Consider the following 15,758-nt stretch of genomic DNA (forward strand, 5'->3'; position numbering starts at 1 on the left):
TTATTACAATAAACCTATCTTGCCAAATGAAAAAACTTTTTCCTTTATTACTTCCGCTAATGTTTTTATTTGGTTGTACAGGAACATCAACCAAAGCACCGGTAACCATTAAGACAGTTAATAACGGAAAAGCATTACAAATTACAGGTTTCGATCCGGCCATCATTAACGAGATCAGCCGTGATTCATCTGCCAAAGCCTGGGAAACGCTCATGGCCGTTTACCGCATGCCCGCCGATACCAGCATGCAAAACCTGCAGCCCGCACAGCCGGGTCGTTATACCGTTCATAACAATGTAGTTGTTTTTACACCCGATACGGTCTTTAGCACACAGCAAACGTATTTTTTTCGTTACTATGATTTCAGTGCCGGTAGTACGCTGACCGATTTGATAAAAAGCCGCAGCAAACCCGGAACCTTGCACTATACAGATTTGATTTTTAAGCAATAAACTACCTATATGCTTGAAAATTTAATATTTTTGATTATATTTGCAACCGTTAATAAAAGAGGGGGCAATTAGTCCCCTCTTTTATTTTATCAATCAAAATTATTCTGTCAAAAACACCGGTGGGTAATGAATATTGAAAAAAGGGTAAAAGAACTGGTAGAAGAGAAGATAGCAGATAAACCAAACCTGTTTATAGTGGATATTAAAATGCACTCGAACGGGAAGCTGATCATTCTGCTTGATGGCGATAACGGTATCGGTATTGATGAATGTGCACAGGTAAGCAGGCACGTAGGTTTCCATCTGGAAGAGGAAAACGTGATTGAAACCGCTTATAACCTGGAGGTTTCATCGCCGGGCATTGATTATCCGCTGTCGTCGCCAAGGCAATACGCCAAGAATGTTGGCCGTAACCTGGGCATTAAAATGAAAGATGGGGCTAAACGCGAAGGCACATTAACCGGCCTTACAGAGGATGCCATCACCATTGAAGAAAAAGTAAAAGAAAAAGGGAAAAAAGCGCAGGTTATAGAAAGCGTTATCCCAATGGACCAAATAACAGAAACAAAGGTTTTAATATCATTTAAGTAAAAAATGAGCAATATTAATTTAATTGATTCTTTTCAGGAATTTAAAGATTTCAAGAACATTGACCGCCCTACCATGATGAGCGTTCTGGAAGACGTTTTCAGGAGCATGATCAGGAAAAAGTACGGTACGGACGAAAATTGCGACGTAATTGTGAACACCGATAACGGTGACTTAGAGATCTGGCGCACACGTAAAGTTATGGAAGATGGCTTTAGCGAAGATGATGACCTGGAGATAGAACTTGCCGAAGCACACCTGTATGATGCCGACCTTGAAGTTGGTGATGATTATATTGAACAGATCACTTTAGAAAGCTTTGGCCGCCGTGCTATTTTAGCCGCCCGCCAAACGCTGGTATCAAAAATCCTGGAATTAGAGAAAGACGAGATCTTCAAAAAATATAAAGACCGCGTAGGTGAAATTGTTACAGGCGAGGTTTACCAGGTTTGGAAAAAAGAAACTTTAGTTCTTGATGATGAAGGCAACGAGCTGTTACTGCCAAAAACAGAGCAGATCCCGGCCGACTACTTTAAGAAAGGCGATAGTGTTAAAGCTGTTGTATCAAAGGTAGATATGCTGAACAGCAACCCTAAGATCATCATTTCGCGTACAGCGCCTGAGTTTTTACAGCGCTTGTTTGAGCTTGAAGTGCCGGAAATTTTTGATGGCTTAATTACCATCAAGAAGATTGTACGCGAACCGGGCGAACGTGCTAAAGTTGCCGTTGAATCATATGACGACCGTATCGATCCGGTTGGTGCCTGCGTGGGTATGAAAGGTTCACGGATCCACGGTATAGTACGTGAGTTAAAAAATGAAAATATCGACGTTATTAACTTTACCAACAACGTTCAGCTATATATTCAGCGTGCATTGTCACCTGCCAAAATCACTTCTATTAAATTAGATGATGAGAAAAAACAGCGGCTGTGTATTTAAAACCCGACCAGGTATCGTTAGCTATCGGTCGTGGCGGGCACAACATTAAGCTGGCAGGAAAATTGACAGGCTACGAAATTGATGTTTACCGTGAGGCTGATGAGCATGACGAGGATGTGGACATTGAAGAATTTTCTGACGAGATTGAAGGCTGGATCATTGATGAATTTAAACGTATTGGTTTAGATACAGCAAAATCAGTACTGGCCTTAACCGTTGGTGAATTGGTAAAACGTACCGATTTAGAGGAAGAAACAGTAAAAGAAGTGCTATCAATATTGAATGCGGAGTTTGAATAAGCGGAATAAGCAAATTAAAATCGTATTTTTGCACTAAATAAGCAGAGAAAGTAATATTAAATGTCAGAAGACAAATCCATAAAATTAATTAAAGCAGTAAAAGAACTGAACATTGGCATGGGTACCCTTGTCGATTATTTAGCTACCAAAGGATACAAGGTTGACAAGCATCCTATGGCCAAGCTGGATAATGACATGTACAATGCCCTGTTAAAGGAATTTGCTGTTGACAAAAGTATTAAGGAGGAAGCTAAGCAGATCAGTATCGGAAAGATAAGGAAAGAAGAGCCTGCTGCACAGTTTCCTGAAAAGCCGGTTGAGAACCGCCGTTCGCGCGATTTTGAGAACGAAGAGATACTGATCAAGAATACAGGGCACTTTGCACAGCCGCAGGTTGAAAAACCAAAACCGGCCGAGCCTGCTCCGGCAGCGCAAGCTCCTGCACGTTCTGATGAGCGCAATGACGTATTACCTGGTGTTAAGGTGGTTGGAAAAATTGACCTTAACAACCTGAATGCTAAGCCACAGGCGGAGAAGCCTGCGGAAAAACCAGCGGAAGTAGTTGTTAAACAACCCGAGCCAGTTGCACAGGCACCTGCGCCAACACCGGCTCCGGCACCTGTCGAGCCAAAAGTTGAAGCGCCACAGCCGGTAGCCCCGGTTGTACCCGAACCACCAAAGGTTGAAACGCCAAAACCGGCAGCCCCGGTTGCACCGCCGGTAGCCGAAGCACCTAAAGCTGAAGAGCCTAAAGCGCCTGTTGCTGAAAAAGCACCGGTTGCAACACCTCCGGCTGCTCCCGAAACTCCGGTTACACCAGTAGCTGATGAAAGCCAGGAACCGGATGTGATCCGTGCTAAAGCCGAGCGTCTAACCGGGCCAAATATTATTGGTAAGATCCAGTTGCCGGTTAACGCGCCAAAACGCAACCCGGTAGCTTCATCATCAAATTCAAATAATAACTCGGCCGATCACAAACGCAAACGTAAGCGTAAAGATAACCAGGGCAACCCGCAGCAAGGCGGCGGTAACCATCCGCATGGCCAGCAGGGCGGTGGTGGCAATCACCCGCAACAAGGTCAACAGCCCAGCGGTGGTGGTACCATTAATCCTAACCGCCCGGATTTCAGGAACCGTACACATGGAGCACCCGGAAACAGCGGGCCAGGTCAGGGCCAGGGAGGTCATGGCGGTGGTAACCGCCCGGATTTCAGGAACAACCGCAATAATCCGCCTCAACATACAGGACCGAAGGAAGAACCGTCAGAAAAAGACATACAAGACCAGATCAAGGCTACACTTGCGCGCTTAAGTGGCGCAGGTAAGTCGGGCAAGTTTGCACAGCGTGCTAAATTCCGTCGTCAAAAACGTGATGACGTTGCTGCAAGTGCCGAAGAACTGGCAATGGAACAGGAACTGCAATCAAAAGTATTGAAGGTTACCGAGTTCGTAACGGCAAATGAGCTGGCAAGCATGATGGATGTATCTGTAACGCAGATCATATCTACTTGTATGAGCCTGGGTATGTTTGTTTCCATTAACCAAAGGCTTGATGCCGAAACACTTTCAATTGTGGCCGATGAGTTTGGCTACCAGGTTGAATTTGTGAAGCCGCAGGATGAAGAAGCCAACCTTGACCAGCCTGATGATCCGGCCGACCTGGTGACACGTGCACCAATCGTAACCATCATGGGCCACGTTGACCATGGTAAAACCTCATTGCTCGACTTTATACGTAAAACCAACGTAATAGGCGGCGAAGCGGGTGGTATAACCCAGCACATTGGTGCTTACGAAGTAACATTGCCTGATAACAAAGGAAAGATCACCTTCCTGGATACACCGGGTCACGAAGCGTTTACCGCTATGCGTGCAAGGGGTGCGCAGGTTACAGATATTGTAATTATAGTGATAGCTGCCGATGACAGCGTGATGCCGCAAACCCGCGAGGCCATAAACCACGCGCAGGCTGCAGGTGCACCAATCATCTTCGCCTTTAACAAAATTGATAAGCCGGGCGCCAATGCCGATAAGGTAAGGGAACAGTTATCGGCCATGAATATTTTGGTTGAAGAGTGGGGCGGTAAATACCAGTCGCAGGAAATTTCGGCCAAAACCGGCTTAAATGTTGACTTGCTATTGGAAAAGGTATTGCTTGAAGCCGAATTGCTCGAACTGAAAGCTAACCCTAACAAACGTGCCGTAGGTACTGTTATTGAGGCAGCTTTAGATAAAGGCCGTGGTATTGTTACCACCATCCTTGTACAGGCAGGCCGCTTAAAAGTAGGCGACCCGATATTGGCAGGCTGCTACAGCGGTCGTGTTAAAGCGTTAACCAACGAGCGTGGCCAGCGTGTGGACTCGGCAGGGCCTTCAACACCGGTACAGGTGTTGGGTATGCAGGGCGCACCAACCGCGGGCGATAAGTTCAACGCGCTTGAAAGTGAAGTTGAGGCACGTGAAATTGCTAACAAACGCCTGCAGTTACAACGTGAGCAGGGCTTACGTACACAAAAACACATCACCCTTGATGAAATCGGCCGTCGTTTGGCAGTTGGTAACTTCAAGGAGCTTAACATCATTGTTAAAGGTGACGTGGATGGTTCTATCGAGGCCTTGTCAGATTCATTGTTGAAACTGTCTACCGAGCAAATCCAGGTGAACATCATCTCGAAAGCGGTAGGTCAGATCTCCGAATCAGACGTATTGCTGGCATCGGCATCCGACGCGATCATCATTGGTTTCCAGGTACGCCCTTCAGGTAGTGCCCGTAAACTGGCCGAAGCTGAACAGATTGATATCAGGCTATATTCAATCATCTACGACGCGATCAACGAGATCAAAGCGGCGATGGAAGGCATGCTTGCACCAACCTTTGAAGAGAAGATTGTGGCTAACGTCGAAATCCGCGAAACCTTTAAGATCAGCAAAGTTGGTACTATTGCAGGTTGTATGGTATTGGATGGTAAAATTAACCGTAACAGCAAGATCCGCATCATCCGCGATGGTGTGGTGATCTACACCGGCGAACTGGCTTCACTGAAGCGCTTTAAAGATGACGTGAAAGAAGTAAGCGCGGGCTACGAGTGCGGTTTGAACATCAACAACTTTAACAACATTGAAGTAGGCGATATTGTTGAAGCGTACGAAAATGTAGAAGTAAAACGCAAGCTGTAATTGAATAATCAGCTTTATAATATTTAAGGGCTTATCTTTTCAGATAGGCCCTTTTTTGTTGGGGCTTTCTTACAAAGCGGAGACTTACGAAGTTTTTGAAACTTCGTAAGTCTGTATTCTCAGAGGAGGCCTCCGGGACTGGCCGAAGGTTTAGCGATAACGTAACTTCCTCCTAAAATGAGTTAAGCTTTCAGCTTAACTGTACTTGTATACCCGTTCTGTATATGTAGCAATCCTAAGCGTCAGTAATGGGGCTTTTACATTTAACAGCCGTTGAAATCTTATAATAACATTTTTCAATTTAGTTTGTTAGAAATTTTCTCCTAAACAAACAATCACTATGAAATGGACAATCCTTACAATTCTTCTTTTCTCATGCTTTACAGCAATTGGCCAAAAAGCAGATACCATAGCTGTTAAAGATATCAGCACTCACTTAGGTAAAGAAGTGGTTGTAAAGTGCCGGGTTATTGATTTTGATTCCCGTACCAATTTACTGTATCTGTACATCGGTAACCGGTTCCCCAATCACTTGCTAACTATCATTGTAAAAAAACAGGTTAATGGCAAGCGCCTGAAAATTGACAAGGATATCATCTTAGGCCGTCAAATGGTTTACTTTACCGGGAAACTGATCAACTATACTGAAAACCCGGATACCACAGCACTTACAGACCAGGCCATGTTAAAAAGAGAAGTAGAACAGCCGCAGGCAGGAATACTTGAATACACCGGACAGGCTGTTACCATTAGGCATACTTACGAGCCAAGAACAGGGCCGATTGATTTACGGGGCAAGCTTGTAATGATCATAGACGACAGAAAGCAAGTTGGAACAAAAAAATACCCGATAATTATGAATGTCAATTAGTCTTTAGCCAGTTACACACAGAATCTTTCAACTGGTTGAACTTGTGAGCAATGGCGTGACTTTAACAAGTTACTGTATCCGCCAGAAACCTTGTATAATCCCCTACCATGTAACAACTTTGTTAACATATAATATTCCCGATTCTAATTTATAATAAATAGGTTTGTTATTAACTGATCTTATAATTATTATATATGAAATTAAAACTACTCTTTTCCTGTTTAATTACGGCCGGTATTGCAGTACCGTCGTTTGCACAGGAGCCTGTTGATGCTGCAATGGTTCAAAAAATAAGGGAAGAAGGCCTTAACCATTCAAAGGCAATGGAAACGGCTTTTTATCTTACAGATGTTTCGGGCCCAAGGCTTGCTAATTCTCCGGGCTTAAAGCGCGCCCAAAACTGGGCTGTTAATCAGCTTAAAACCTGGGGCATGGCCAACTCTAAATTGGAAGCCTGGGGTAAATTTGGCAAAGGCTGGGAGGTTCAAAAAAACTATGCAGCTATCACGATTCCTTACTATCACGCTATCATCGCCATACCTAAAGCATGGACACCGGGTACAAATGGCTTAATCAAAGGCGAAGTGATGATAATCAAAGCCGATTCGGCAGCAGAGCTTGAGCAATATAAAGGTAAGCTGGCCGGCAAGATCGTGATATTTGATACTAAAGCACCAACAGAACGTACCTGGAAAGTGGATGCCGCCCGTTATACCGATGAGGAACTTACCGAAATGGCCAACGCGAAAGCTACGCCGGCCGGCCCGCGCAGGAACGCTGTAGACCCCAACGCAGCCCAAATGGCTGCTTTCCGTAAATTACGTGCTTTCAGGACTGCATTAAGCCAATTTTTGGTTGATGAAAAAGCTGGCTTGGTGTTAAGCCAGGCCCGCGGTACTGATGGTACAGTGTTTACCACCAACGGCGCTTCATACGCCGATACCGCGAGGGCAGTAGCTCCCGAGCTTGAAACCAGCAGCGAAGATTACCAGCGCATTTTGCGCCTTATAAAAGGCGGTCAGCCGGTACAACTGGAAGCTGATATTAAAACCCAATTCATTACCGACGACATGCAGGGCTATGATGTAGTCGCTGAAATTCCCGGGACGGATAAAAAGCTGAAAGACCAGGTAGTAATGCTTGGCGGCCACCTTGATTCATGGCATGCCGCTACCGGTGCTACCGATAATGCAGCGGGCAGCGCGGTAATGCTGGAGGCCATGCGTATTTTAAAAGCGATTAACTTTAAACCCAAACGCACCATTCGCATCGCCCTATGGAGTTCGGAAGAGCAGGGCTTATTTGGTTCGCGCGGATATGTGGCCAATCATTTTGGCGATCCTAAAACGATGGAGCTTAAACCCGAACAAGCAAAGCTTTCGGCCTATTACAACCTTGATAATGGAACCGGCAAGATCCGTGGAGTGTATTTGCAGGGAGATTCGGCCGCGGCACCTATCTTTAAAGCCTGGCTTGAACCTTTTAAAGATCTTGGCGCCACCACGCTTACCATTCGTAATACCGGCGGTACCGATCACCTTTCATTTGATGCCGTTGGCATTCCGGGCTTCCAGTTTATCCAGGATGCTATTGATTACGGTTCACGTACCCATCATAGTAATCAGGACACTTACGATCGCCTTATTGAAGACGACCTGAAACAAGCCGCTACCATTGTTGCTTCATTTGTTTACCATACGGCACAACGCGCCGAAATGATACCGCGCAAAGAGCTGCCAAAGCCTCAACCGGCAAGGTAAAACTGTTACGATATTTATAGAAAAGCGATGCTCCCGGGCATCGCTTTTTTTGTTTGTGCTTTATGCTATTGTTATTCCAGCCTTGACTTAGTGTATTCAGGGATTATAATAGAAATGGGCCAATACATATGAAAAGCACCTCGTTATTAGCTTATTTTCCTTAAATAGAGCCGTCTGCAGGCAGTTAATTTCCATAAACCATTTTAATAAATTAATTTTGTATGTTTAATGAGCCTATTTATAAAACCCCAAAAACCAGGGAAATCAACAGACGAAGAACTACTTAGTGATTATCGCGCAAGCGGTAACCTAACAGTTTTGGGCAGCTTATATGAAAGATATATGCCCCTTGTTTATGGCGTTTGCCTTAAATATCTGAAAGATGAAGAACTGGCCAAAGACGCGGTAATGGGCATTTTTGAGGAGCTGGTTGATAAGGTTAAAAAGCATGAGATTAACCAGTTCAGGAGTTGGGTGTATGTACTTGGGCGCAATTATTGCTTGATGCAGTTACGGAGTGGTAAAAAGATGGAGCTGGTTAATTTAGATGAAGTTGTGGAATTTACCCCCTTTTTGCATCCTGAGGATAATGACAGGGAAGAGGCTTTGAAAGCTTTGGAGCACTGCATAGCAGGGTTAACCGGCGGACAAAAACAAAGTATCCACCTGTTTTATTTAAAAGAGAAGTGTTATAAAGAAATTGCCGGGATAACAGGATATACTTTAAATGAGGTAAAGAGTTATATCCAAAACGGTAAGAGGAATTTGAAAATTTGCCTCGAACGGAACAGTGCATAGTAAAAAGGCAAATATATTGCAAATACAGAAGTATCTCAACGGAGAGCTTGATGCCCGTGCTATGCATAAACTGGAAATGGAGGCACTAAACGACCCTTTTTTGATGGATGCATTGGAAGGATATGAAAACATGGGGACAAGTCAACAGTTAAACCTTGCTGACCTTGCCTCAAGACTGCGGCAGCGTACCGGAGAAAATAAAGGCCGCGTAATACCGTGGACCGTTTGGCCCATAGCGGCTTCGGTTTTAATAACACTAAGTTTGGGAGGCCTTTATCTTAACAGATCTCCTAAATCCGAACTGCAAAGTAATAACATAACAGGAAACAAAAATTCTGTTCCGCCCGTGGTAGCTGCCGCCGATACCGTAAAGACCGGCGATACAGTTAAAAAAGCGAATACCAATACGCTCATACAGGCCCCATCAATTGCAGTAAGCAAAAAATCAAGACGGGCCAAGCAATCGGCTAATGCACTTTATCAGCAGGAAATTTCCGCTGGTGACAATAAAACAGCTTCTAATGATGTTGCTCCTCCTGTGGGCAGCAATATTTTAGCAGAACCGGCAACTCCGCCACCCGCTGCTAAAGATAAAGTTGCTTTGAAAGAAGAAGGCAATTTAAGTGAGCGGATAGTAGCAGGATACACAGCTCCAATTGCAAAAAAAGATACAGTAAGCCCGGATGTGATAGCACTAAGAGCGAATACGACCGTAGCGAAAGCAAAAGCTCCGCTGCAATTTAAATTACCCGGAAAGGTTGACGGTGTTACATCTTCACCAGCAACTATTTTTGGCAGCAGTAAATCAGCAGCACAATCATTATACATTGCCGGTACTATAATTTCGAGAGATGACGGCTCGCCTTTAATTGGTGCGGCAATCAGGATCAAAGGCACCAACCGGAGCACGGTAACTGACCTTAACGGAAAATTCGCACTCAGTTCGCCGGGGGATAAGGCGACACTTGATGTGGTTTATATTGGTTATGAGCCGAGGCAGGTTAACGCCACACGCGGCGATAGTATTAAAGTAGCGCTTAAGCCAGATTCCAGGGCCCTTAGCGAGGTGGTTGTAACTAAAAAAGACGATGACAACGGTGAGGTAAGTGTCACTGCGGCTCATCCGCAACTGGGCTGGGGCAGCCTGAAAAAATATTTACAAACTAATGCTGTACTGCCTGATGGTACTGCCGGCACCGTGACCGTAACATTTACGGTATTCCCGAGCGGCATCACAGATGAGTTTAGCATTAAAAAGGCCTGAATGAAGCGGCCGATCAAAAAGCCATAGAGCTTATAAAAAATGGCCCCTCATGGGTTGGCAGTACTAACAACAAACCCGAAGTTGTTACTGTAAAGGTTAAATTCCAAAAGCAAAAATAATATGCCCAATAAAAAAGCTGCGTTGAATAACATCGACGCAGCCTTTTTTGGTATCTCTTTCTTTTTTCTATTTATTGTCCGGTAGTTTTTTTCCTATCAGCAAAAGCAAATACTTTTTGTAATAAAGGCGTTGTACGCGCGCCAAGATTTTGACGAATGTTAAGCTCTTCTTTGGCTATCTCCACAAATAAGCCGTCGATAGCCTTTTGGGTCACATAATCGCTGATGTCAGGATTAAGCTTTGATACAAACGGAACTTTATTGTAAGCCTGGGCCGCGTCAGTATAGTATTTGGTAGCGTTCACTTTGTTTAAGCTGCCCTGGATAACAGGTTTGAATTGCAGGCTTAATTTCGCGGTAGTTGTACGTTTAAAATATTGTGTTGCCGCATCCTGGCTGCCCAATAAAATATTGGTAACATCCTGCAGGGTCATTTGCTTAATAGCATCAACAAAGATAGGTTTTGCCTGTTTTGCAGCGTCTTCGGCTGCGCGGTTAAGCGAAAGGATCACATTATCGCAAAGGCTGTTCAGGCCAAGTCCGCGTAAGGTTTTCTCTGCCTTTTGCGCTTCGGGCGGAAAAAGGATCTTGATAGCGGCATTGCCAAAAAAACCGTTAACTGCCGATAGTTGATCCGAGCTTTTACCTGTGCCTATTTCAAGGGCCTGTTTTAAACCGTTGCCTATTTCAAGCGACGTTGGTGTTCCCTGGTTTTGAATAGTGGCGTTAGCTACCTGGTTTAGCGTATCACAGCTGGTGAATGTAATTAAAGCTATTAAGACGGGGATAATGAGTAGTCTTGTTTTCATAGTAGTAAAACTAACAAAATTACTACCGGTTTGTTTAGGCAAAGAAATGTAATAATGCAAATACACCGGCGGCAATCAGGGCCGAAATAGGTATGGTAATGATCCACGCCCAAACCAGGTTAATGGTTACGCCCCAGCGCACGGCCGATACACGTTTGGTTAAACCCACGCCTATAATTGAGCCGGTGATAGTATGTGTTGTTGAAACCGGAATCCCGAAACGCTCGGTAATAAACAGGGTGATAGCACCAGCAGTTTCGGCACTTACACCTTCAAGCGGGGTAACCTTGGTTATTTTTGAGCCCATGGTTTTAACGATCTTCCAACCGCCCGACATGGTGCCCGCAGCAATAGCTGAGTAACAAGCTAAAGGAATCCACTCCGGCATTACTGAGCCTGGCTTTATCACTTTTGAAGCAATAAGGCTTACGTACAAAATCCCCATTACTTTTTGAGCATCATTACCTCCATGAGCAAAACTTAATGCCGCGGATGAAACCAGCTGCATACGCTTAAACCAGCGTTCCGCGGTGGCCGGCCTGGCAGCCTTGCACAGGTGTAGTATTAAAATGGTTACAACATAAGCTATAATTAAACCAATAAACGGGGCAAGTACGATGTAGGCAACAATTTTAAGCACATATTGCATTTCAACAGCATGCAGGGCGTTGGCACCCATATAAAGCGCGTTAGTCATACCGGCACCGGCAAAGCCCCCAATAAGGGTATGCGACGAGCTTGAAGGGATTCCGAACCACCATGTAAACAGGTTCCAGGTGATGGCTGCTACCAAACCAGCCAGGATCACATGCAGGGTAACGTAGTGCTCCAATACAATTTTAGATACGGTATTAGCAACCTTATGATCTTTTATAAAAAGTAAGCTGCAAAGTTGAATACCGCGGCCATTAACACTGCCTGAAACGGTGTTAATACTTTTGTAGATACAATGGTAGCTATAGAGTTTGCGGCATCATGAAAGCCATTGGTGTAATCAAACAACAGGGCGAGTACAACAATAACTACAAGTAGGGAAGTAACCATTTAGCTGGGGATAAGATTTACTTAAGCGTTTTTAACCAAGATTGACTCCATAACATTAGCTGCGTCTTCGCACATATCGGTAGCAGTTTCAAGGGCGGCTAATATTTCTTTGTATTTAATCAGGCGGATAGCATCCTTTTCATACAGGAACAAGTCGGCTACAGCGCGGTCAAAAACATAATCAGCCTGATTTTCAACACTATTTATCCTGATGCATGAATCGGCGATATTACGCACGTTCCTAAGGTCTTTCAGTTCTCTTACAGCTTTTTCCAAATCAACACTGGCCTGCAGTATCAGGTCAGATAGCTTACGGATGTGCTCATTTAAATCATCTATCCTGTACAGGCTCATGCGGTTGGCCGCACCCTGTATATAGTCAGCCACATCATCAATAGCTGTTGCAAGGGCATGGATATCTTCACGGTCAAAAGGCGTAATGAAGTTTTTGCCAAGCTCCAGGTAAATTTGGTGAGTATATTCGTCGCCTTTGTTTTCAAGCTTGTCAATCTGTTTATATAAATCCTCGCGGGTTGCAGGGTTGTTTGAATTAACTGCTTCAACCAGTATGGTAGCCATAGCTACAACATTGGCCGCGGCTTGTTCAAACAGCGGGAAGAATATTTTTTTATCCTTGGGTACAAAATACTGGAATATACTGTTTAGCGACATAGTGATTTGAAATTGGTGTAAAGGTACAGTTAGTATGTTAAATTATTGTTAACTTTTTAACACAGGTAAATTCGGAAAAGGAATGGTTTGTTTAGCTCTTGCTAATGTAAAACCAAACGTTGAGCCAAGCCCTTCTGTACTGCGCACATTGATGGTTTGCTGATGGGCTTCAATAATATGCTTTACAATAGCAAGCCCCAGCCCGGAGCCGCCAATTTGCCTTGAACGGCTGCTGTCTGTACGAAAAAAACGCTCAAATAACCTTGGCAAAAACTTTTCTTCAATACCTATACCATCGTCAGTAACTTCAACCAAAACCTGGTCATGCAGTACAAAAAGGCTTACCGAAGTACTGCCTTCTTCTTTACCGTACTTAAACGAATTATCTATCAGGTTCACGAGCACCTGTCTTATTTTTTCCCTGTCGGCATTCACTACAATAGGCTCATCGTACTTTTGCTTAAATATAAGTTTAATGTGGTACTGCTTGCCTTTGATCTCCAATGATTCAAAAACCTCTTTGATCAGGTCGTTGATCTTGAATTTAGTGTAATTAATAGGCATCTCGCCCGATTCAAGTTTGGAAATTTCATCAAGGTCTTTGATCAGGTAGCTTAGCCGGTCAACATTTTTTGAAGCTTTTTCCAAAAACTGGCGGGCCATTTCCTTATCATCAAAATCATCATCCTGCAGGGCCTCAATGTAACCCTGGATAGCAAATAGCGGGGTTTTAAACTCGTGCGAGATATTGGATAAAAAATCACGGCGAAATTTTTCCTGTTTGCGGAGTTCGTCTATCTCGGTCTTTTTCTGTTTTGCCCATTCCTTAACCTCCTGCTCTACATCGGCAATGGGGTTGGCGCTCACGTGTTCTCCAAGGGCATCTCTAAGGTCGCGTCCTAATTTCAGGTTATGGATCAGTTTGTAAATTAGCTTGATACGGGAGTAGATGTATTTTTCGATGAGGTAGTAAAAAACGAAGTAACTTACACCAAGGGCCACCGAGAAAGTAACCATTACATCGTACCATTTATGCTGAAAATAAAAATTAACGGCCGAGAGCGTAATTGCCACGCCAAGCGAGGTTGTTAAAACCAGTACACGCAAATTCATAGCGTAAAGCTACGATTTATAGATGATTAACTCCCACCTGAAAGGCCAGCGCCATGTTAATTTAAAATTATCAATTTGTGCTTTTTTTAATAAAGCTAACAATTCGTACCTTTTAAAACCGCGCTTAACCGAAAGCGGACCATCATTTTGGGCCATGGCACTACGGGTAAAAACATGGGTTATAAACACTATGGCATGATATAAAAGCCAGTGACGGTGCAGGTCGGTAATGATAATTCCTTTTTGTGCCGAGGCTTGCATGTTTTTGATGAGCTTAATCCAGCGGTCATCATCAAAATGGTGTGTAAACAGGCTGCAAATGATCACATCAGCCGGTTTAATGAGATATGCTTCGTCAATAACATCGGCTTGGATAAAATTAATATTGTTATAATCCATTGCCTGTTTTCGGGCATAATTAATAGCAGCCTGTGCTGCGTCAACGCCGTTTAAGTTAAGATCGATTTGCTTGCTTTCGGCCCATTTAGCAATAGCTATCAGGGTGTCTCCTCCTCCACAGCCCCAATCAATTACCGAATAACCATTGTAGATGGGAAGCTTTTTCAACGAGCCGATGATGCTTTTATGACCACCAAACAAGGCATTCATCTTTCCCAAACCTTCAAGCACTGGGTTTATTTCGGCTGATGGGAGATCAAAATCATCCATGATCTCCAGCATATCGGTACGGTAACTTAAATCGGGCATATAATATATACGCCTGAACTATACAAATGGTTGGCCGTGAGTTTTACTTATCAGGTATTGTGCAACAGAAGGCAGGTGATTGAGCGTATTTAAAGTAAGGGCCGTCATGTTATCGTTGCCAAACAAACGCTGTAACTGCCGGCCAACCCAAAGCCTTTGCGCAAACTGTTTGTTCCAGCTTTGGGCATAATCCTGCTCAAGGCTGGCGCGCTTTTCAGGATTAAAGCTGCCCGGTTTATAGTGTGTAATGATCTTTTCGGAAAGGATTTTGGCCGAATGAATGGCCATGGTCATGCCGTTACCGCAAAGTGGGGCTATCATCCCGGCGGTGTCTCCGCTCATCAGGATATGATTATCAACAGGCGCTTTTTTCTCAAAGGAGATTTCGTTGATCACTTCAGGTTTATCCAGTAAAAACCTGGCGTTACGAAAGATCTCATCGAGGTAAGGGTTTTTGCGGATCACGTTCTCTTCTAAAGCCTGTAAAGTACCATACTTGCGCAGGTCATCACGATGGGCCATATAGCACATGCAATACCTGTCGCCATCGGTTTTGCTTACCCCACAATAGCCGTCTTTATAATTATTAAGCTGGATGAGGTCCTGTGGGAAATCCATCTGCAAATGGAATTTTACGGCCAGGTATGGGCTGCGTTTATAAAAGAACGGTCGTTTAAGTTTTTGATCGAGGTTGGATCGTTTACCAAACGAGCCGATAGCCAACGGGGCTGTTAATGTTTCGCCGGGAGTTACCACTTCAAATTTTTCGCCAGCAAAACGAATATCCTCCACCCGTGTGCCTGTTAAAATATCAACTCCTTCGGCGAGGGCTTTTTGGTACAGAAAATTATCGAAAGTAAACCTGCTTAAACCAAAACCGCCCAGGTCAAGCTTTTGCGAAAGTTTGGTACCAGATGCTGCTGTTACCTCCAGCCTGTTGATCCGGGCAACGTTTAGTTCATCAAGGTCGATGCCCAACGAAGACAAAAAAGGGATCACCTCGTTCGAGATATATTCACCACAAACGCGGTGCATGGGGTAAGTCTTTTTTCAATAACTGTAACCTTCAGACCGGCACCGTTCAACAATATGGCGTTAAACAACCCGGCCAGGCCCCCGCCAATTACAATTACATCGCTCAT

The 15,758-nt window shown here is 44.2% G+C and carries 13 protein-coding genes and 2 pseudogenes; 8 read left to right on the plus strand and 7 right to left on the minus strand.

Annotated elements, in window-relative coordinates; all coding sequences use genetic code 11:
• Positions 1–26 precede the first annotated feature (26 nt).
• The 8 genes and pseudogenes from ACRQ5D_RS07585 to ACRQ5D_RS07620 all read left to right on the plus strand — a co-directional run bounded on the left by ACRQ5D_RS07585 (position 27) and on the right by ACRQ5D_RS07620 (position 10,151).
• A complete protein-coding gene (locus ACRQ5D_RS07585; RefSeq protein ID WP_091169264.1) occupies positions 27–452 on the plus strand; it encodes a hypothetical protein in 426 nt (141 codons plus the stop codon).
• Positions 453–578: 126 nt separating this feature from the next.
• Positions 579–1,043, plus strand: coding sequence for a ribosome assembly cofactor RimP (gene rimP / locus ACRQ5D_RS07590; RefSeq protein ID WP_091169262.1), 465 nt, complete (start codon positions 579–581; stop codon positions 1,041–1,043).
• A 3-nt stretch (positions 1,044–1,046) separates the two neighbouring features.
• Positions 1,047–2,281, plus strand: a pseudogene (nusA, locus tag ACRQ5D_RS07595) (transcription termination factor NusA).
• 60 nt (positions 2,282–2,341) lie between these two features.
• Positions 2,342–5,458: a translation initiation factor IF-2 gene (gene infB / locus ACRQ5D_RS07600; protein ID WP_091169256.1), complete on the plus strand. Its 3,117-nt coding sequence runs from the start codon at positions 2,342–2,344 to the stop codon at positions 5,456–5,458.
• A 340-nt stretch (positions 5,459–5,798) separates the two neighbouring features.
• On the plus strand, positions 5,799–6,329 hold the full coding sequence (locus ACRQ5D_RS07605) for a hypothetical protein (protein WP_091169252.1): 531 nt from the start codon (positions 5,799–5,801) through the stop codon (positions 6,327–6,329).
• 194 nt (positions 6,330–6,523) lie between these two features.
• A complete protein-coding gene (locus ACRQ5D_RS07610; protein WP_091169251.1) occupies positions 6,524–8,089 on the plus strand; it encodes a M28 family metallopeptidase in 1,566 nt (521 codons plus the stop codon).
• Between the two features lie 228 nt (positions 8,090–8,317).
• Complete coding sequence (locus tag ACRQ5D_RS07615; protein WP_091169249.1) at positions 8,318–8,887, plus strand: RNA polymerase sigma factor; 570 nt, start codon at positions 8,318–8,320, stop codon at positions 8,885–8,887.
• 16 nt (positions 8,888–8,903) lie between these two features.
• Positions 8,904–10,151 carry a carboxypeptidase-like regulatory domain-containing protein gene (locus tag ACRQ5D_RS07620; RefSeq protein ID WP_432328619.1) on the plus strand — a complete coding sequence of 416 codons (1,248 nt, stop codon included), beginning with the start codon at positions 8,904–8,906 and terminating at the stop codon, positions 10,149–10,151.
• 190 nt (positions 10,152–10,341) lie between these two features.
• Here the strand turns inward: ACRQ5D_RS07620 and ACRQ5D_RS07625 are convergent, their stop codons facing one another.
• The 7 genes and pseudogenes from ACRQ5D_RS07625 to ACRQ5D_RS07655 form a co-directional block, all read right to left on the minus strand.
• Positions 10,342–11,079 carry a DUF4197 domain-containing protein gene (locus tag ACRQ5D_RS07625; protein ID WP_091169712.1) on the minus strand — a complete coding sequence of 246 codons (738 nt, stop codon included), beginning with the start codon at positions 11,077–11,079 and terminating at the stop codon, positions 10,342–10,344.
• A 34-nt stretch (positions 11,080–11,113) separates the two neighbouring features.
• Positions 11,114–12,123: pseudogene (locus ACRQ5D_RS07630) on the minus strand (inorganic phosphate transporter).
• Positions 12,124–12,144: 21 nt separating this feature from the next.
• Entirely contained in the window at positions 12,145–12,795 is a 651-nt protein-coding gene (locus ACRQ5D_RS07635; RefSeq protein ID WP_091169240.1) for a DUF47 domain-containing protein, read from the minus strand.
• 48 nt (positions 12,796–12,843) lie between these two features.
• Positions 12,844–13,908, minus strand: a complete 1,065-nt coding sequence (locus ACRQ5D_RS07640) for a sensor histidine kinase (protein ID WP_091169237.1) — start codon at positions 13,906–13,908, stop codon at positions 12,844–12,846.
• 9 nt (positions 13,909–13,917) lie between these two features.
• Positions 13,918–14,616: a methyltransferase domain-containing protein gene (locus tag ACRQ5D_RS07645; RefSeq protein WP_091169233.1), complete on the minus strand. Its 699-nt coding sequence runs from the start codon at positions 14,614–14,616 to the stop codon at positions 13,918–13,920.
• Between the two features lie 18 nt (positions 14,617–14,634).
• Positions 14,635–15,651 carry an NAD(P)/FAD-dependent oxidoreductase gene (locus tag ACRQ5D_RS07650; protein WP_431199349.1) on the minus strand — a complete coding sequence of 339 codons (1,017 nt, stop codon included), beginning with the start codon at positions 15,649–15,651 and terminating at the stop codon, positions 14,635–14,637.
• Positions 15,612–15,758 carry an FAD-dependent oxidoreductase gene (locus tag ACRQ5D_RS07655; protein WP_431199350.1) on the minus strand — a complete coding sequence of 49 codons (147 nt, stop codon included), beginning with the start codon at positions 15,756–15,758 and terminating at the stop codon, positions 15,612–15,614. The genes ACRQ5D_RS07650 and ACRQ5D_RS07655 overlap by 40 nt, the downstream gene beginning before the upstream one ends.

This window comes from Mucilaginibacter sp. P25, from assembly GCF_050859465.1.
In the GTDB taxonomy this organism is placed as follows: domain Bacteria; phylum Bacteroidota; class Bacteroidia; order Sphingobacteriales; family Sphingobacteriaceae; genus Mucilaginibacter; species Mucilaginibacter gossypii.